The 18,931-nt window shown below is 58.8% G+C and carries 11 protein-coding genes; 5 read left to right on the top strand and 6 right to left on the bottom strand.

The features are described 5' to 3' along the window. Positions 1–22 precede the first annotated feature (22 nt). The 4 genes from ABVT36_RS01140 to ABVT36_RS01125 form a co-directional block, all read right to left on the bottom strand. A complete protein-coding gene (locus tag ABVT36_RS01140) occupies positions 23–1,087 on the bottom strand; it encodes a sugar phosphate isomerase/epimerase family protein (protein WP_368454863.1) in 1,065 nt (354 codons plus the stop codon). Further along, positions 1,080–2,264: a Gfo/Idh/MocA family protein gene (locus tag ABVT36_RS01135; protein WP_368454862.1), complete on the bottom strand. Its 1,185-nt coding sequence runs from the start codon at positions 2,262–2,264 to the stop codon at positions 1,080–1,082. The genes ABVT36_RS01140 and ABVT36_RS01135 overlap by 8 nt, the downstream gene beginning before the upstream one ends. Before the next feature lie 225 nt (positions 2,265–2,489). Then, the gene (locus ABVT36_RS01130) at positions 2,490–5,294 is read right to left on the bottom strand and encodes a TonB-dependent receptor (RefSeq protein ID WP_368454861.1); all 2,805 of its coding nucleotides are present in this window, start codon (positions 5,292–5,294) and stop codon (positions 2,490–2,492) included. Between the two features lie 609 nt (positions 5,295–5,903). Then, positions 5,904–6,629: a helix-turn-helix domain-containing protein gene (locus tag ABVT36_RS01125; protein ID WP_368454860.1), complete on the bottom strand. Its 726-nt coding sequence runs from the start codon at positions 6,627–6,629 to the stop codon at positions 5,904–5,906. Positions 6,630–7,428: 799 nt separating this feature from the next. On the opposite strand from ABVT36_RS01125, the gene pepQ reads away from it, so the two are divergent. Then, positions 7,429–8,739 carry a Xaa-Pro dipeptidase gene (pepQ, locus tag ABVT36_RS01120; protein ID WP_368454859.1) on the top strand — a complete coding sequence of 437 codons (1,311 nt, stop codon included), beginning with the start codon at positions 7,429–7,431 and terminating at the stop codon, positions 8,737–8,739. An 84-nt stretch (positions 8,740–8,823) separates the two neighbouring features. On the opposite strand, the gene ABVT36_RS01115 is transcribed toward pepQ, so the two are convergent. After that, positions 8,824–10,167, bottom strand: a complete 1,344-nt coding sequence (locus ABVT36_RS01115) for an ankyrin repeat domain-containing protein (protein ID WP_368454858.1) — start codon at positions 10,165–10,167, stop codon at positions 8,824–8,826. A gap of 342 nt (positions 10,168–10,509) precedes the next feature. On the opposite strand from ABVT36_RS01115, the gene ABVT36_RS01110 reads away from it, so the two are divergent. After that, the gene (locus ABVT36_RS01110; RefSeq protein WP_368454857.1) at positions 10,510–12,555 is read left to right on the top strand and encodes an amidohydrolase family protein; all 2,046 of its coding nucleotides are present in this window, start codon (positions 10,510–10,512) and stop codon (positions 12,553–12,555) included. A 28-nt stretch (positions 12,556–12,583) separates the two neighbouring features. Here the strand turns inward: ABVT36_RS01110 and dcd are convergent, their stop codons facing one another. Further along, positions 12,584–13,153, bottom strand: a complete 570-nt coding sequence (dcd, locus tag ABVT36_RS01105; protein WP_367148326.1) for a dCTP deaminase — start codon at positions 13,151–13,153, stop codon at positions 12,584–12,586. 231 nt (positions 13,154–13,384) lie between these two features. On the opposite strand from dcd, the gene imuA reads away from it, so the two are divergent. The 3 genes from imuA to ABVT36_RS01090 all read left to right on the top strand — a co-directional run bounded on the left by imuA (position 13,385) and on the right by ABVT36_RS01090 (position 18,910). Further along, positions 13,385–14,080, top strand: a complete 696-nt coding sequence (imuA, locus tag ABVT36_RS01100) for a translesion DNA synthesis-associated protein ImuA (protein ID WP_368454856.1) — start codon at positions 13,385–13,387, stop codon at positions 14,078–14,080. A gap of 13 nt (positions 14,081–14,093) precedes the next feature. Further along, on the top strand, positions 14,094–15,605 hold the full coding sequence (locus ABVT36_RS01095) for a DNA polymerase Y family protein (RefSeq protein ID WP_368454855.1): 1,512 nt from the start codon (positions 14,094–14,096) through the stop codon (positions 15,603–15,605). Positions 15,606–15,796: 191 nt separating this feature from the next. Then, a complete protein-coding gene (locus ABVT36_RS01090; protein ID WP_368454854.1) occupies positions 15,797–18,910 on the top strand; it encodes an error-prone DNA polymerase in 3,114 nt (1,037 codons plus the stop codon). The last annotated feature ends 21 nt before the right edge of the window (positions 18,911–18,931 follow it).

Here is an 18,931-nt window from a genome sequence, read left to right as displayed (position 1 = left end):
TGCCACCTTTAGGTTCATTTTTCTAGCCGGTAAAATCAAGCCCCAGTATTTCCCGGTTTAAACCCGGATCATCTCCGCTGGATGCGAAATCATCGAACTCCCGATCACTGGTTCTGATCAGGTGCCTGGCGATAAACTCCGCCCCTTCCCGGGCGCCGTCCTGGGGATGTTTAAAACAACACTCCCACTCCAATACGGCCCAGCCATCATAGCCATACTGTGTCAGCTTGGTGAATATCTGCGAGAAATCTATCTGTCCGTCACCGAGGGAGCGGAAGCGCCCCGGCCGCTCCCGCCAGGTCTGGTAGCCGCCGTAGACACCGCTGCGGCCGCTCTGGCGGTACTCGGCATCCTTTACGTGAAACGCCCTGATACGTTCATGGTAAATATCGATAAACTCCAGATAATTCATCTGCTGCAATACGAAGTGGCTGGGATCGTAGAGGATATTGGCTCTCGGGTGATTTCCCACAACCTGCAAGAACCGCTCGAAGGTCACCCCGTCGTGCAGGTCCTCACCCGGATGCAGCTCAAAGCACACATCGACCCCCGCGTCTTCGAACCGGTCCAGTATCGGCAGCCACCTGGCACCCAGCTCCCTGAACCCCTCATCCACCAGCCCCGGGGGGCGCTGTGGCCACGGATAAAAAGAGGGCCACAACAGCGCCCCGGAAAAGGTCGCGTGAGCGGTCAGGCCCAGTCTCTGGCTGACTTCCGCGGCCATGACAAGCTGTTCGATTGCCCAGGCTGTACGGCACTGGGGGCTGTTTCGTACCGATTCCGGTGCAAACGCATCAAACTGCCGGCTATAGGCGGGATGCACGGCCACCAACTGGCCCTGCAGGTGTGTGGACAATTCACTGATGGCGAGACCCGAGTCCGCCACCAGGCCCTTTATCTCGTCACAGTAGGTGGCGCTCTTGTAGGCGAGCGACAAATCGAACAGGCGTCTATCGGTCGTCGGTAGTTGTATTGCCTTGTACCCGAGCCCGGAAGCCCAGCGGCAGATATCAGCCAGGTTGTTGAACGGCGCTTCATCACTGGAAAATTGCGCCAAAAAGATTCCCGGACCTCTGATTTTACTCACCGACTACACCCTCGGACATCTCTGCTGTTAGTGAAAACGGCATCCAGTTCAGGCTGGATTGACCCGCATCCATGGTTTTTTCGATAAACGCCATACCCCGTATGGCCGCCTCTATACCGGGTACGTCAAAGCTGTTGTTGTCGCAATCCCGTCCATCCCGTTGCGCACGTATCTGCGCGCTGAAATTTTTGTAGATATTGGCAAACGCCTCCAGGTAGCCCTCCGTATGCCCGGCCGGGGCATAGGCGGCGCGGGTCGCCGCTGGGCTCATTTCCCCCACTCCGGTACGGATCTGTTGTGTAGGCTCGCTGTTGGATCTCAGCCACAGGGTGTTGGGGTCCAGTTGCGACCACTCGATGCTCTTTTTGTCCCCATAGATTCGCAGACGCAGATTGTTTTCGTCGCCAACCGAAACCTGGCTGGCCAGCAATACACCTTTGGCGCCGTTGTCGAACCTCAGGAGCACAGTGCCGTCGTCATCCAGTGTCCGGCCCTCTACCACTGTGGAAATGTCCGCACACAGGGCGGTTATTTTCAGGCCGGAGATATACTCAATCAGGTTTGCCGCATGCACGCCAATATCGCCAATACAGCAGCTTCTTCCGGAGCGCGCGGGGTCCAGCCGCCAGGCGGCCTGCTTGCTGCTCTCCGACGCTTTTGTGGCCAGCCAGCCCTGGCTGTACTCGGCGACGACCTTGACAATATTTCCCAGCTCTCCCCTCTCGACGAGGTGCCTGGCCTGCTTGACCAGGGGGTATCCCGTATAGACATGGGTGAGGGCATAGAGGCAGTTGGTTTTTTCGATAATTTCCTTAAGCTGTATCGCTTCCTGCAAATTCAGTGTCGCCGGCTTGTCGGAGATAACGTGAAAGCCATGTTCCAGTGCCGCCCGGGCCACTGGAAAATGCAGGTGGTTGGGCGTAACCACCGCCACCAATTCCATCCGGATATCTTTCGGCAGACTGGACTCCCGGGCAAACATCTCATCGTAACTGCCGTAGCAGCGGTCGGCCTCCAGATCCAATAGCCGTCCGGTTTGCAGTGTTCGCTCCCTATCGGAGGAAAAGGCCCCGCAGACCAGCTGGATATCCCGGCTGATGGCCGCGGCAATACGATGGATTTCCCCTATAAAGGCACCGCTGCCACCACCGACCATTCCCATACGCAGTTTTTTCATCTTACAAGCACCTGCGCTCATTATTCATAGTACCCACTCGACGACCGGATCACCGGGGAAGAGGTAAAAACTTTCACTGGACTTGCTTGGATTAATACTTCTCAAATTTATAACCCCCGAGAACTAACCATTGACCTGAAGCGATTTTCATATTCACATATTCCCGTGTCGGCGGGCGGGAACACTCCCTAAACACCAAAGCCCGCCGTCACAGGAGTTTGCAACTCAGAACTTATAGTTCAGGCCCAGGTAAATGCGGCGACCATAATAGTTGTAATAGGTCAGCCGGTTCTCCTGCTTCCAGAACCCCTCCTGCTTTTCCTCGGTAAGGTTGATCACCGAGGCGGTCAGGCTTAATCCCTCGTTGATGTAATAACTGGCATTTACATCCAGCTGACCATAGGCCTTGTCGTAGAGGTTATAACCCTGGTGGAGAGAACTGGCGCGGTCCTCCTTCCAGTTGTAGGAGGCGCGGACGCTGTAGGCGTCCCGCTCATAATATCCGGAAAGGTTGTACTGATGTTTTGCAGTGCCGGGAATTTCGGCCTCTGTCCTTACGCCGTTGTTCAACACGTCGGAGGTGCTGGTATCGGTATAGGTGTAGTTGGCCAGGACACCGAAGCCGTTTTCGAAGGCGTACTGGGCAAACAGCTCAACGCCCTGGGAAGTCGCCTCCCCTCCCCCGACTTTGGTGTTCATTTCAACTTCGATGGGCCCGTTGCAGCAGCTGTGCTCCCGTTCGACAATCTCGACGATGCTGATGGGTATATTGCTGATATCCTTGTTAAACAGGGTTATACCCAGCGCGGATGCATCGGCGTAGTACCACTCGATACCAATATCATATTGATCCGCCAGCAGTGCCTCCAGGTCTGTATTGGCGGAGGTCCCGGAACCGCGGCCGGTCCAGGAATCACTGGAGTTTATATTTACCGGCGGGCCATAGGATTCGGCCTGCCCGAGATCACTGTAACTGATTCTGGACATGGTTCTGGCAGCGGCGAAACGCAGCACCAGGGAATCGCTCAGATCCCAGGCCAGGTTCAGGCTCGGTAAAATATTGGTTGTATCACTGCTTCGATTGTTGGCGGTGGCCTCAGTGGATTCCTGGCCGATAATATCATCGTAGGTGGAGGTGGTGAGGTCCGTATTCACATAGCGGACACCGAAATTACCACGCAGGTCCTGCCAGAAAAAATCCGCCTGGGCATAGGTGGAGAGGATTTTTTCATTGATGCTGTAGGTGCCCGACAGGACAGGTACCACGGTGCGGGTGAAATTGTCGCTCACATAGCCTTTCAGCGCATTCAGGTCGAAAGGGAGGAAATTGATTGCCCCGGTTTCCCCCGCGCTGTTGTCCACCACCCCGTAGCCCAGCAGGGTGGAGGTGTCCGGGTGGAAATCCGGATTGTGGAACCACTCGGTTCCCGGCAGCCAACCCCGGTAACCGCCATTGTCTGCAATGCCATCATCCCAGCGGAATGTGTTTCTGAGTGAACGGATTTCGTGGTCCCGGTACTTGGTGCCCAGGTAGATCTTGCTGATAAATTCCCAGTCGGTATCAAATTCCAGGTCCAGCTGATAGTAATCCTCCCGGTCTTCGTTCTCTGTCGAATCAGAGCTGAACCAGTCGTAGTAGGGGTAGGCGTCGCGGTCTGTGGTCAGGTCCGTGGAGACCTCATAGCTCGGCTTTCCATCCGCGATGGACCAGAGCCAGCTGTTTACCGAGCCGTAGCGGGCATCCATGTTGGCCATGATGCGCTCGGAAACGCCGCCCTTGGCCTCGGTGCGGCCGATATTCAGGGTCGCGGAATAAGAATCCCCCTGGTAGCTGACCTCAAAATCAAAGGTGTCCGACTGCGAGTCCCCGGTGATGTCCTCGCCGGTGACCTGGGGAGACATCAACCCACGGCGTACCGCCACGCCGCCATTCACATCCGCATCGCCCCAGTTGGCGTCGTTGAGCAGCCCATTGTCGCCAAAACCGTAGGTGACGACGGTATCTCCATCCAGCTCCACGCCAAAGTAGGGATTGTGGTTGTCATTCCATTCAGCGAACGTCAGGCGCTGCTCGCGGCGGTTGTAGCCCAGGGAGGCACCAAAGTAGTTAAACGACAGTTCCAATTGGTCCGTGGGGCGCCACTGGGTCGTCAGCTGGTAGCCGTCCCGGGTCCTGTCCTGTCTCTGGTTTGAAATATCCATAGCCCGGGGTGCCCATACATTGTTGTACACCTCGCCGGTGGCCTGGTCGACAATCGCGGGTCTTTCGGCATCTGCCACAGTATCCGAGTGGAAGCGCCAGTGCCTGGCACCATTCTCAATACCAACTACCGTCCTGTCCTGATTGGTATATCCGGCCAGAATGCCGAAGGTTTCATCGGCGTTCTTCCAGGAATAGAGAGAACTGAAGTTCGGCTCCCACTCTTCGGTAGTATCCGAGTAGGTTGATTCCAGGGCGACAATGCCCTCCCCGGCGCCCAGTTCCAGGGGCTTGCGACTGTGGAGGATGACCGTGCCCCCTATTCCCCCCTCGTCGAGCCTCGCTTCCGGGCTCTTATAGACTTCCACCCGGCTGATCATGGCGGAGGGCAGCAGGGCGTAGTTGAAACTGCGAGTGGGCGATCCGCTGTCTGATGTGGAAATATAGTTTCCATTCAGCTGGGTGAGGGTCCAGTTAGCGCTGGTGCCGCGAATACTCACACGACTGCCCTCGCCACCACTGCGGGTAATCGTTATGCCGGGGACTCTCTGCAGGGAATCGGCCACGTTCTTGTCGGGGAATTTACCGATATCCTCTGCGGTGATGGCATCCACGATGGAATTCGAATCCCGTTTTATGGCCAGGTTTTTGGTGTTACTTCCCAGAATGCCAATAACCTCGATCTCTTCCAGTGCAGCTTCCTGCCCCGGAACCTCCTGTGCCACCGCCAGCCCGCTTGCCGCGACGGAAATCGAAACATACAATGCGGAGTGTTTGAAGAGTTTCACTCCCGATGCCGACAGGTGTTGGTAATCTATTTTATTTATCATCACGACCCCTCCCTTGCTATTCAAATTATCGCCGCCCGATTTAGTGTTGTTTTCAATACTTCCCCACGCGGTTTCACAAGCCCGGCTGAACCGCGGAAGACTGCAGTAACCCCTTGGAAATAACAGCTACTTGTCGAGCACTTCGATACTAGGCAAGAAGGGCCAATGGGAGGTAACCGATATTCGGTCTTCGATGCAACAAAATCGGCGTTTAGACTTTGTGCAAAGACCCAGAAGAATGAGTCCAGAGCCAAACTCTGCGCCTGTTAACCCGGCAACCCAATAAATGGTTCCCTGTCGATTGGATTGTCGCCTTTGAAAATCTGCGCAATTTCACAAAACGGCTGGTATCGGCCTTGTCCGACGGTGGACAGCCCCGTATAGCCCTGTCAGAGGGCGAACTCGACCCACAGCCTGAGGTTGCACCGAATTCATCAGAGGTTCCCTGACCCGTTGCTGAAAAAGGCATCCTGCCTGTTTCAAAACACGAAAAGCCAAAAATGTGAGTTTCACTTTTCTCCCAAAATCAACGACTTAAGCATTGCCAATTTTGCCGAACATCCATATTCCGGTACCAGACGTCGAAATTCTTCGAATTTCAACAGCCTACTAGGGCTGGACCTCCGCTCGATAATTGGCGGGCAGGAATCCAAACATCGCTTTGAAATGCCGACTGAAATAGCTGTGGGAGGCGAAGCCACTCGAGTAGGCAATTTCGGACACCGGCATTTGTGTTTCGACCAGCATACGGCGCGAATTCTCCAGGCGGATTTCTCGGAGAAACTGCATCGGCGTCTTCTTCAAATATTTTTTAAAGCGTCTCTCCAGGGCGCTGACCGACAAGCTGGCCACCTCAGCCAGTTCCTCAATCGTTATGTTGCGGCCATAGTTGTTCTTGATATATTCCACAGGCCTTTTTATCTTCTCCATGCCCGACAGGGTTTTTACGGTTTTCTTGAGGTTCCTGGCTACACCATAGGTACCAATAATCTCCCCCTGGGCGTTCTTTAGCGGTCGCTTGGAGGTGGTGAACCAGGCCAGCTCCCCGGACCTGTCTATATTCAGCTCCAGCCTTTCGGTGATAATTTCCCCGCCCATCACCCGCTGGTCATCCATCATAAAATTCCTGGCCAGGTAGGGGGGCGAAAAATCGAGATCGGAATGCCCCAACACCTGGCCTATGGACTTGCGACCTACATGCCGTACAAATTCCTGATTGCAGTGAATTACCCGTCCCGTATCGTCTTTTATCCAAAAAATCACATCGGAAAGCAGGTCGAACATGGCGATAATCTGCTGGGTTGTGATCTGGGCGAATATGGATTCGTATTTCATAGTTTCTCCATCGGCGTCCGTGCAGGTTGTGGCTGACGGCGGTCAGGTCGGTCACGCGTTTATTATGTAATGCAGCCGCACCCGCTACTTGCGGCCCTGGCGAGCTGCCGGTATCCAACCCTACCGGTTGGAAGTCCGCACTCCTGAGACGGAATTCACCCATTTGACCGCAGCCCTGAACGGCAAAGCAGCCGCGGTCGAATAAGGGGGCCATGGGACTATCTGTAATAGAGGGTAGGCAGAGGAATCCAGTGTCCGCACAAATCGGGGTTTGGGTCTCCAGTTTCTGCTGGCGTCCAGTTTGGGGAATCAGGCGGCAATACACAGAGACCGGGGGCGGGACACCCCTGTGCCGATTTAGCCCTGGACACATGGGCCCGCCCCAATTGACTGACCGGGCCAGCAACCCGCACCGACCGATCAGAAAACAACCACCTTATTAAACAACTATCGCCAAACCGGCGATATTCGAGCCAATTTGGGCGCTGATGAGGTTATTGAAGTTGACGGGGGCAATCAATCGGACACAATAAAATCGCAAAACCTTATTAAAAACGGGGTATTTGTTGTTATAAAAAATAATGATTTAGACGACAATGGAAGACCTGAGTACTCCATCGGGCAGGGGCCCTGGGGCCTATCGGGGGGCTGTCCATCAACCCATTGCCGCGGTGGCAATACTCCAGCAGTATCTGCTGTGACCCGGCGGAAATTCAGGTCAAATAACCGGCCTTGCGGCCATACACTATGCGGACGATTTAACCTGCGTTTTTGACGCGCCAACTCACAACAGGCAGCCATGGACAAACAACTCTTTGCCGAGCACCTCGCCACACTGCGGGAGCGCTACGATGACATCCTGGAACAAACCGGTTTCGATACCCTGAACGTGTTCAGCGGCAGGCCCAAGGTGCAGTTTCTGGACGACAACTACTACCCCTTCCGCTGCAACCCCCAGTTCAAGGCGCTGGTACCCGTCACCGACAATCCCCACAGTTGGATTATCTACCGGCGCGGGCAAAAGCCCAGGTTGCTGTTCTACCGCCCGGTGGATTTTTGGCACTATGTTCCGCCGGCGCCCCGCACCTTCTGGAGTGACCAGTATGATATCGACCTGCTGAACAGCCCGGCCGATGCCAAAGCCTTTCTTCAATCAGAGAACGCCGCCTTTCTGGGGGAGACCGACGGCCTGGAGGGCTGGCCCATCGGTATTCCCAACCCCGAGGAGCTGCTGGCCCGGCTGCACTGGTCGCGGGCCTACAAGACTCCCTACGAAATGGCCTGCCTGCGGGAAGCCAACCGCATCGCCGTGCGCGCCCACCGGGCCGCGGAAGCCGCTTTTCGCGAAGGCGCCAGTGAGTTCGAGATCAATCTCTCTTACCTGCGGGCGGCGGGCCAGGGGGAAAACCAGATGCCCTACGGCAATATTGTCGGCCTCAACGAGCACGCCGCCATACTGCACTATACCCACCTGTCGGGGCAGCGTATCCCCGAGTCGGAGCTGAAGAGTTTCCTCATCGATGCCGGCGCCGACTGCAATGGCTACTGTGCCGATATCACCCGCAGCCACGCCTTTCGCGATGGAGAATACGCGGAGCTGGTGGCGGCGATGGACGCAAAGGAACAGGAACTGGTGGCGGGGCTCAGACCCGGCGTCGCCTATGGGGAACTCCACCGCCAGTGCCACCTGAAGATCGGCCAGTTGCTGCAGCAGTTCGGTATTATCAGGACCTCCGCCGAGGGCGCGGTGGAATCCAACCTGACCGGCACCTTTATGCCCCACGGCCTGGGTCACTTCCTCGGTCTGCAGGTGCACGATGTGGGCGGCCACCAGACGGCAGCGACCGGGGGCATCACCCCGCCCCCGGCAGAGTATCCGTTTTTGCGGACCACGCGCACGGTGGAGGCAAACCAGGTGTTCACCATCGAACCCGGCCTCTATTTTATCGACCCATTGCTGGCGGCCCTGCGGGAGACCGACCTTGCGGCTGAAGTGCACTGGGACAAGGTGGACGCGCTGCGGCCGTTCGGCGGGGTGCGTATCGAGGACAATGTGATAGTCCACGGGGACCGCACGGAAAATATCACCCGGGACTGCTACGCAGAGTAATCCGCAGCTGCGGGCCCGGGCAGGCCCGCACATTCCTGCTTGGGACAGCAAGCTTTCAAGGGCGGCAACCCAATGGGCCAATCATCAATTGGATTGCGATAACCCCTTCTCCACTGTTTGGATCAATTCCGGGTTACCGGTCTCACGGGCCAACTCCAGAGCCGACTGACTAGTAACCGACTTCACCTGCGGATCTGCCCCCAATGCGAGCAAACCCTTTACCCAGGCCAAATCCTGGTCGCGAATGGCGTCGATCAATACCGGATTGTAATGAACGGCGTTTATATCGGCCCCGCCATCAACCAGCAGGCGTGTGGCCTCTAACTTACCCTCGTCGCGCCACCTGACATTATTCAGTGGCGTCCACCCCCGGCTATTGGTTTGGTTGGGGTCCATCCCCTTGTCCAGCAGAAATTCCAGCATTTCAGGGGAGCTTTCGCGGGCCGCCAAATACAGTGCGTTGCTGCCATCAGACCAGAGCGCATTCAGGTTGGCGCCATGCTCCAAAAGCAGTTGTGCCATCTCAAGCTGGCTTTTCTCCACAGTGCGCAGGAAAGGCGTCTTGCCTGTGGGCAACTTGCGGGCATCTACAGGCGCCCCCCGACTCAGCAGATAGCGGGCCAGGGCCAGATCGTTTTCATCCACCGCTTGGTCCAGCGGCGTCCTGAGAATATTGCCGTGGTAACCCAGCTCGGCACCGGCCTCGATCAGCATCGACAGCAGCTGTGGCGATTTGCCAAAATTTCGAAGGGATACCTGTAACGGCGTCTTGTTAAAATTGTCCAGCGCGTTAACGTCGGCACCCTTTTCCAGCAGCAGTTCCACCAGTTCGGCCTTGCGACTACTCACTGCCAAATGCAGCATTGTATTGCCTTGCCCATCCCGCAGTGCCACCAGCTCCGGGTGCTTGTCGATGTACTCCGCCGCCTTTTCGAATTCAGCGTTCACCGCCCACAGGATACGGTGCCCGGGTGAAGTGCCCGGATCAGGGTCCCGCTCAGCGTCTCCCATCTTTCCATTGAATGCCGCAAGCTCCTCCGCATTGAGCTTGCGATAGGGAAGAGGCTGTCTCGACGACTTGGCGCCAAGAACCAGAATATTGCCGTCGATCGAGGCGAGAAATTCGCGACCTTCAACCAGAATGGTGATGTCATTGCCCACGACCGACACCACCTGGTACTCCTTGGATTTCGACCGCGAGGCCCCGCGGATTTCACGGACTTCCGTCGCCGTAAATTCCACACCCTGGTTGTTCGCTAAGCGCCGCAGCATAGGCTCCATTACATTTATGAGGGAATCTTCGTTCTGGTCCCCGGCGGCCTTTCGAGCGGAGGCAATGAAGGCATTGATCGCAGTGTCATCCACTAACCAGGTGCCAATTAAATCCTTTTCGGTGACAACTTTGTCGCAGGCAGTGGGAAAACCCACGATTAAGACAAGTCCAATTATTATTGTTAGTTGTCTCACGACTCCCCCTATTGTTATACCGGCGATCCAACAGGTAATCCCTCATCTATTTTGTCGCCTTTGAAAGTCTGCGCAATGATATGGAAGGGCCTGCGTCGGTCTCCGCCCGGCAGTGGCATATCTTTTTACCACATTAACCGGTCAGTTGACTGAGTTGTCGGATAGATAAATGCCCAAAAAGTCACAAATATTATAAATGGCGGCACCTAAACTTCCTCCGTAATCAATCGCAATAGCCATAGTTGCCTTATTGGTGTAAACAGGCCCTAAGTTATATCAATAATCACAATAAGGTCCCCAACAATGAAAATCCCAGTCTGGTCCATTGCCCTGTCCGCAGTCCTGCTGGGAGGCTTTAGTCCTTCCCACGCAGAAACCATCGAATATGTGTTTTACGATAAGGAGGGCATCGCCGGCACGGAAGTGATTGAGTGGCAGGGAAACCGAGTCACCGGGCAGCTCAAACTGGGCTGGAACAATCGCCGCCTCGACCTGAAAGAGAGTTTCACTATCGGCGCCAAACAGGTGCCTGAGCAACTGCACATAGAGGGCACCAGCCCATTCGGCGCGCCGGTAAATGAAAAGTTTTCCCTGGTCGACGGTCTCGCCCAGTGGCACAGTGCCGACGAGCGCGGCAATGCGAAATCTTCCGCGCCGCAGTTCTACATACCCAAAAGCCCGACCCTGGCAGTGGAGTCGCAACTGGTAAAAGCGCTGCTGGCCAGTGACAACCGCACTATCAGCCTGCTGCCCCAGGGACAGGCGCGACTGTTTGAGCTGGACCGGTTGACCCTGGCCCAGGGCGAGGTGGAAGAAACGGTTTATCTCTACGGTGTCAGCGGCCTTTCCTTCACACCGCAACTGGGCTGGTTCGACCAGCGGGGCAACCTGTTCGCGGCGGACGAAGGGGGCTGGTTTGCAATACTGCGCAAAGGCTGGGACAAATCCCACCTGGCCCAACTCAAGGAACGGCAAATCCGCGCCGCCGACAAATACCTGCAGGACCTCTCCGCAAAACACACACTCAAGTCCAAGGCGCCGATTCTGATCAGCAATGTGAACCTGGTGGACGTAGAAGCGGGCAAGCTGTTGGAACAGCGCCACCTGCTGATCGAGAATGGCAAGATCACCCGCATGAGCATCGCGCCGATCCGGTTGCCCGGGATTACCCGTATCGACGGACGCGGCAGGACCCTGATCCCCGGGCTCTGGGACATGCACAGTCACCTCTCCCCCACAGATGGTGTGCTGAATATGGCCGCCGGCGTGATCAACGTAAGGGACCTGGGCAACACCCACGACAATATCATGCGCATCGAGCGGCTCTTCTCCTCCGGCCAGATAATCGGCGGCGATGTCTATCGCGCCGGGTTTATGGACCGGGAAAGTGAAAACGCCATGCGCATGGGCAAGACCACCACCAGCCTTGAGCAGGCCAAGGAAATAGTCGACTGGTATGCCGACCGCGGCTATATGCAGATAAAGACCTACAGCTCCATGGAGCCGGAGTGGATAGCCCCCCTGGCCGAGCATATTCACAGCCGCGGTCTGCGCCTGTCCGGCCATATCCCCGCCTTTATGACCGCCGAGGAGGCAGTGGATGCGGGCTTCGACGAAATCCAGCATATCAACATGCTGTTTCTCAATTTCATGGGCGCCATAGACACACGCAAACGGCTGCGCTTTACCGAAGTCGGCGAACACGCCCACGAACTGGATTTAAACAGCAAAGAAGTGGCACGCTTCCTGGACAAGCTGGCCCGCAAAGGCACAGTCGTGGACACCACCACCACCGTATTCAGCTCCATGCTGCTGCGCCAGCCAGGTAAGCTGGACCCGGAATTTGCCGCTATCGCCGATCATTTGCCCATCAATGTGCGCCGCCAGTTTATTGGCGCGGAACTGGATGTAAAACCGGAGCACCGGGAGGACTACGACCTGTCCGCCCAGGCGTTGCTGAACATGGTGCGCAAGCTCCACGAGCACAGGGTGCCGATGGTGGCGGGGAGCGACGGCATCCCCGGTTTCACCCTGCTGCGGGAGCTGGAACTCTACGCCAAGGCCGGCATCCCCAATGCAGACGTATTGCGCACCGCCACGCTGGTGCCCGCCAGCCTGGTGGGCAAACTGAACACAGGGGGCACTATTTCCGTCGGCAAGGACGCGGACCTGGTACTGCTGGACGGCAACCCCCTGGAGGACATCAGTGCGCTGCGCCGCACCGCACTGGTGATCGAGGGACAGAACCTCTACCGGCCGGACCAGCTGTACAGCGCGCTGGGCATTGAGCCATTCCACCCCTCAGTGCCGGTGTCACTGGACCAGCCCGGGGACACCGCCATCAATTGATTACTCCGGGCACCGATAGAGAAGGGAATCAGGCCCGCGGCAGGGTGACGCCGCGCTGGCCCTGATATTTGCCGCCGCGGTCCCGGTAGGACACATCGCAGACCTCATCGGACTCGAAGAACAGCATCTGCGCCACGCCCTCGTGGGCGTAGATCTTTGCCGGCAGGTTGGTGGTGTTGGAGAATTCGAGGGTCACATGCCCCTCCCACTCCGGCTCCAGTGGCGTCACATTGACGATAATGCCGCAGCGGGCATAGGTGGACTTGCCCAGGCAGATGGTCAGCACCGAGCGCGGGATACGGAAGTATTCCACCGTGCGCGCCAGCGCAAAGGAGTTGGGCGGAATAATGCAGGAGTCCCCCTCCACATCCACGAAGCTGTTCTCGTCGAAGGTCTTGGGGTCCACGGTGGCGGAGTGGACATTGGTGAAAATCTTGAACTCACCGGCGCAGCGCACATCGTAGCCGTAGCTGGAGGTACCGTAGGAGATCAGCCGCTCGCCATCGCCGTTGCGGCGCACCTGGCCCGGCTCGAAAGGCTCGATCATACCCTGCTGCTCGGCCATCCGGCGTATCCACTTATCGGACTTGATACTCACTCCGCCCCCTTCGAGTCGCTTCTGCTGGCCAGTAAAGAGGCCGAATCATAGCGGGTTTGCGGCGGGCACAAAAGTGCCGGCCCCGGCGGCCATTTGCCGGACGGGTGAAGGCCCCCGCCACAAGCGTCACCCGGCGCTTGCCGCCCCGAATGAACTACTGTATAAAAGCACAGTAACTACTGTATATAAATATAGTATTTTATTCCCGGGGCACAAGGCGAGGACGTCAGTGTGAACAGTGCAGAAAACTTCATACAGAACAAGGTGTTAAAGCAACAGCGCCTGCGCCGGCTGCTGGACCGGGCAGATATCTGGCAGGCCGCCAATGAACAGCGGCGCCCGCGCAACGGCATTGCCACCGGCTACCGGGGCCTGGATGCCCTGCTCAGCGGACACGGCTGGCCCCGCGGTGCCACCACCGAATTACTGGCGGACCAGTCCGGCATCGGCGAGCTGAGCCTGCTGCTGCCCACTCTGGCGGAGCTGACCCGGGACGGACAGATGGTGGTGCTGGTGAACCCGCCGCATATCCCCTATGCCCCGGCCCTTGCCGCCGCCGGCGTGCAGTTGGACAAACTGCTGATACTGCACCCCCGCGGTCAGCGGGACCAGCTCTGGGCCATGGAACAGTCGCTGCAGGCCGGCTGCTGTGGCGCACTGCTCAGCTGGCAGCCATCCCGGGAAGCAGGCGACAGGGATTTGCGCCGCCTGCAGATAGCCGCCCGCCAGGGCGACTGTCTGCACTTCCATTTTCGCCCCGGCAACTGCGCCGCTGCGCCATCGCCCGCCAGCCTGCGGCTGCAGCTGAGCAGCGACGGCGAACAGCTGACCCTGCAACTGCTAAAACAGCTGGGCGGACACTCTGGCCAGCGCCTGCAGCTGCCCCGCAGTCCCGACCTGACCCGTCGCGACCAGCCGCTGCACTGAGGGAGTCCGAACCATGCTCTGGCTGTGCATACAGTTTCCCAGGCTGCCCCTGGAAACCCTCACCCGCGCCCAGCACAAGCGCACGGAAACGGTGCCCCAGGCGGTGGTGGAAAAGCAGCTGGTGGTGGATGCCAACGGTCCCGCCCGGCAGCGCGGTGTCGAGACCGGACTCACCGTAGCCACCGCCTGCGCCCTCTGCAGCGACCTCTCCCTGCTCACCCGGGACACAGAGCGGGAGGCGCAGCTGCTGCGGGAACTGGCCCAGTGGGGTTACAGCTTTACCCCGGTGGTCTCCCCCCAGGCCGCCGGCACCATCGCCGACGGCGACATGCAACACGCCTGCCTGCAGCTGGAACTGAGCGGCTGTCTCAAAGCCAGGGGCGGCCTGCAGCCGCTGTTGCAACAACTGCGGCGCGAGCTGCGGCAGATGCGCATCAGCGCCCGCATGGGCCTGGGCCACAGCCCCAGTGCCGCACGGATGCTCAGCCAGTTGCCGGAGCACAGCCAGTGGCTGCGGGACACCCGCACCCCCCCCAGCCCGCAACAGTGGCGCCAGTGGATCAGCTTCTCCCCCTGCAAACTACTCGACTGTGACAACCGGACCCTGGCCAAGCTCTACGCCTGCGGTATCAAACGGGTCAGCCAGTTGCTGGCGATTCCGCTGTCGGAAGTGGGCAGCCGTTTCGGCCGCGACTTCGTCCAATACCTGGCGCGCCTGAACGGCAGCCGCCAGGACCCGGTCCCCGGCTACCAGCCGCCGGTGGAGTTTCACCGCGAACTGCCCTTTCCCAGCCCCCTGGAAAACAGCGAACAGCTGCTGTTCCCCGCCGGCCGCCTGGTGCGCGAGCTGTGCCAGCAGTTGCAGCGGCGCCAGCTCTACACCCAGAAACTGCGCTGGAAACTGGATTTCGGCCGGCAGGGCTGCAAGGTGGTGTCCGTGGAGACGTCGCGGCCACTGCTGGACCCCCAGAGACTGATCGCCCTCACCCGGTTGCAACTGGAGCGGCTCAGCCTGGAGCAACCGGTGCAGTCGCTGCACCTCACCTGCGATCAGCTGCAGCCGTTGGAACAGACGCTTGTGGACGAGGACCTGTTCGCAGACAGCGGCAAGCTGCAGCGCAGCCACCAGTTGCTGGACAAGCTGCGGGCGCGCCTCGGCCACCAGGCGCTGTCCGGCGTCAGCCTCAGGGAGAGCCATTTGCCGGAGCAGGCCTGGCAAACCGCCGACACCCCGCTAGCGGACCGCAGGGGCGGGCGCAAGGGCCGGCAGTTGCAGCCCGCCGGCGCCTGCCGGCCCAACTGGCTGCTGGCGCGCCCCACCCGCCTGCGCCATCGCGGGCAGCGATTGTTTCACCAGGGCGAGATGCAGTTGCTGCAGGGCCCGGAGCGTATCGACGGCTACTGGTGGCAGCGGTGCCGCCACGCCCGCGACTACTACATAGCCAGCGGCAGGGATGGCAGCCTCTACTGGGTGTTTCAGGATCTCAGTTCGGAGGAATGGTACCTGCACGGTATCTATGCCTAGCAGGCTGTTGAAAAAGTGTTTTTCAGCAGTCTGCTGTCCCCAACAGAAATGTGCCGCGCCGCCGGCCGCAAGCCGACGCGAGTCCTTGTAGAGCCAGCCGCGTAATTGCGCAGGTTTTCAAGGGCCACAATCCAATGGATGAGGGACCATCACTTGGATTGCCCGGTTAATAGTTCCATTCCGATCATTGCATGCAGTACGCCGAACTCTTTTGCCAGAGCAACTTCTCTTTTCTGCAGGGTGCCTCCCACCCTCAGGAACTGGTCCGGACCGCGGACCAGTTGGGCTACAGCGCCCTCGCCATCACCGACGAATGCTCCCTGTCCGGTGTGGTGCGCGCCTACAGCGAACTGGAAAAACTGAAAAGCACCCAGGACAGTTCGCTGAAACTGATCTGCGGCAGTTTTTTGCGGCTGCAGGAAGGCGGCGAGCTGGTGCTCCTCGCCCCGGATCACAGCGCCTACAGCGGCCTCTGCCAGTTGATTTCCGCCGCCCAGCTGCGCGCCCCCAAAGGGCAGTATCGGGCGGGCATCGGGGATATTGTGCAGTACTGCAGCGGCGCCATCGCAATCTGGCTGCCGGAAGCGGAAATCCGCCCGGTTCCGGCGGCGCTAAAACAACACTTTTGCGGCCGGCTCTATTTCGCGCTCTGCAATGGTTTGCAGTCCCAGCAGGGCGCCCGTATCCGCGAACTGGTGGACGCGGCCCGCAGGGAAACACTGCCCCTGGTGGCCACCAACGCCGCACTGATGCACTGCCGCAGCCGCAAACCGCTGCAGGATGTGCTCAATGCCAATTATCACAACTGCACCCTGGAGCAGTTGGGCTATCGGCTGCAGCAGAATGCCGAGCGCTACCTGCGCCCCCTGGAGGATATAGCCGCACTCTACCCCGGCCAGGCCATCGCCAGCACCGCAGACATCGCCGCACAGTGCCGATTCAGCCTGGCGGAACTGCGCTACCAGTATCCCTCGGAAGTTTTGCCGGCCAACCAGAGCGCCAGCGGTTATCTGCGGCAACTGGTAGAAGCGGGCCTAAAACAGCGCTGGCCCGGGGGGCCAAAAACAGAGATCGCGGAACAGATTGAAACGGAACTGGCGATCATCGCCGAACTGGGTTACGAGCACTATTTCCTCACCATTTACGACATAGTGCACTATGCCCGCAGCCAGCATATTTTGTATCAGGGCCGCGGCTCCGCCGCCAACTCCGTGGTCTGCTACTGCCTCTTTATCACCGAAATCGATCCCCACCATATCGGGCTACTGTTCGAGCGCTTTATCTCCCGCGAGCGCAGGGAACCGCCGGATATCGACGTGGATTTCGAACATGAGCGGCGCGAGGAAATTATTCAATATATTTACCAGAAGTACGGCCGCGACCGGGCCGGCCTCGCCGCCAACAAAGTCACCTATCGTTTTAAGAGCGCCCTGCGGGATATCGGCAAGGCGCTGGGCATAGGTTCCGCCACCATAGAGCGGCTGCAGGCGGAGCGCGCCTGGTGGGACAGCCTGGAGGCATTTCCCCAGCAGATGCAAAAAGTGGGGATAGATCCCGACAGCGCCGCCAGCAAAATGCTGCCGCAGTTGCTGCAGCAGATTTACGGCTTTCCCCGGCATTTATCCCAGCATGTGGGCGGCTTCGTAATCACCGAAAAACCCCTGCACACTTTAGTGCCCATCGAAAACGCGGCCATGGACGGGCGCACCATAGTGCAGTGGGACAAGGAGGATATCGAGGACCTGAAATTGATGAAGGTGGACGTGCTCGCCCTGGGTATGCTCACCGCCCTGCGCAAATCCCTCACCTATATGGGACTCTATGGGCCAAAGCTGCGGCTGCAGGATATTCCGGCCCAGGACCCGACGGTTTACGCAATGCTGAGTCGCGCCGACACCATCGGCGTGTTCCAGATCGAATCCCGCGCCCAGATGAGTATGTTGCCGCGACTGCAACCGCGCAATTTTTATGAGCTCACCATCGAGATTGCCATAGTGCGCCCCGGCCCTATCCAGGGGGGCATGGTGCACCCCTATCTAAAACGCAAGCAGGGGCTGGAGCCGGTCACCTATCCCCACGAAAAACTGCGCCCGGTACTGGAACGCACCCTCGGCGTTCCTATTTTTCAGGAACAGGTGATCAAGCTGTCCATGGTTGCAGCTGGGTTTAACGGCGGCGAAGCCGACCAGCTGCGCCGCGCCATGGCCAGCTGGGGCAAAAACGGGGATCTCTACCAGTTCCGGGACCGGCTGGTGCAGGGGATGCTGGCCAACGGCTACCAGGAAGCCTTCGCCGAGCAGTTGTTTAACCAGATGAAAGGCTTCGGTGCCTACGGCTTTCCAGAATCCCACTCCGCCAGTTTTGCCCTGCTGGCCTATTTTTCCGCCTGGATCAAACACCACCACCCGGCCGCCTTTTACTGCGGCCTGCTCAACAGCCAGCCGATGGGTTTCTACGCCCCCGCGCAGCTGGTCCAGGACGCCCAGCGGCACCATGTAAAAATACTGCCGGTGGACGTGCTCCACAGCCACTGGGACCACCGGCTGGCATTGCCTGTGGAGCAGCGGCCAGGGTCCGGCGCAGCTGGCGCACAGAAAACACCGGAAACAAAAGCGCCCATGTTGCGCCTGGGCATGCGGCTGGTCCGGGGTTTGAGCCAGTCCAGTGCCGAGAGCATCAGTGAACTGCGGGCAAAACAGGATTTTCGCTCCCTGGCGGATTTCCGCCGTCTCACCCAACTGAGCCGCGAACAACTGGCGCTGCTGGCCCGCGCCGACGCCTTCGGCAGCCTGGGGGGCAACCGCTATATGGATACCTGGCAGTCCCTGGATCGGGAGCCCCACCGGCAGGCCCCAGCCCCTCACAAACCCGCCAGTTCCCTGGAGGACCAGACCCGGGACGACTACGCCAGCACCGGGCTCAGCCTGCGGGAGCACCCGGTCGCCCTGCTGCGCCGGCGGCATCAATTGCAGAGTAATGCCAGGGCCGAAGAACTGTTCCATATCCGGGATGGGCAAATGGTGACCGTGATGGGGCTGGTCACCTGCCGGCAGCGGCCCGGCAGCGCGTCGGGAGTACTGTTTCTCACCCTGGAGGACGAGAGCGGAACCATTAATGTGGTGGTGTGGGAGCCGCTGCAGCAGCGCTTTAAAGCCGAGATCAAGCGGGGGGCTGTTTTACAGGTCCGCGGCAGGGTGCAAATCAGCGCGGTGGACAGGGAAAGCCAGCCGGTAATTCATCTGGTGGCCGGGGATATCCGGTGTTTGCAGTGGCAGAAGGTGCAAACGGTTCGAAGTTTCCACTAGCAGGCTGATGAAAAAGTAGCT

Source organism: Microbulbifer sp. TYP-18 (assembly GCF_040932045.1).
Taxonomy (GTDB): Bacteria; Pseudomonadota; Gammaproteobacteria; order Pseudomonadales; family Cellvibrionaceae; genus Microbulbifer.
Note: the sequence above shows the minus strand (reverse complement) of the source record. Positions and strands in the feature narration are given on the sequence as shown.

What these genes read in the sequence shown, in the direction of transcription:
- ABVT36_RS01110 (WP_368454857.1), top strand. Translation starts at nt 10,510, where the DNA reads ATGAAAATCCCAGTCTGGTCCATTGCCCTGTCCGCAGTCCTGCTGGGA.
- pepQ (WP_368454859.1), top strand. Translation starts at nt 7,429, where the DNA reads ATGGACAAACAACTCTTTGCCGAGCACCTCGCCACACTGCGGGAGCGC.
- ABVT36_RS01125 (WP_368454860.1), bottom strand. Translation starts at nt 6,629, where the DNA reads ATGAAATACGAATCCATATTCGCCCAGATCACAACCCAGCAGATTATC.
- ABVT36_RS01090 (WP_368454854.1), top strand. Translation starts at nt 15,797, where the DNA reads ATGCAGTACGCCGAACTCTTTTGCCAGAGCAACTTCTCTTTTCTGCAG.
- ABVT36_RS01130 (WP_368454861.1), bottom strand. Translation starts at nt 5,294, where the DNA reads ATGATAAATAAAATAGATTACCAACACCTGTCGGCATCGGGAGTGAAA.
- ABVT36_RS01135 (WP_368454862.1), bottom strand. Translation starts at nt 2,264, where the DNA reads ATGAAAAAACTGCGTATGGGAATGGTCGGTGGTGGCAGCGGTGCCTTT.
- ABVT36_RS01095 (WP_368454855.1), top strand. Translation starts at nt 14,094, where the DNA reads ATGCTCTGGCTGTGCATACAGTTTCCCAGGCTGCCCCTGGAAACCCTC.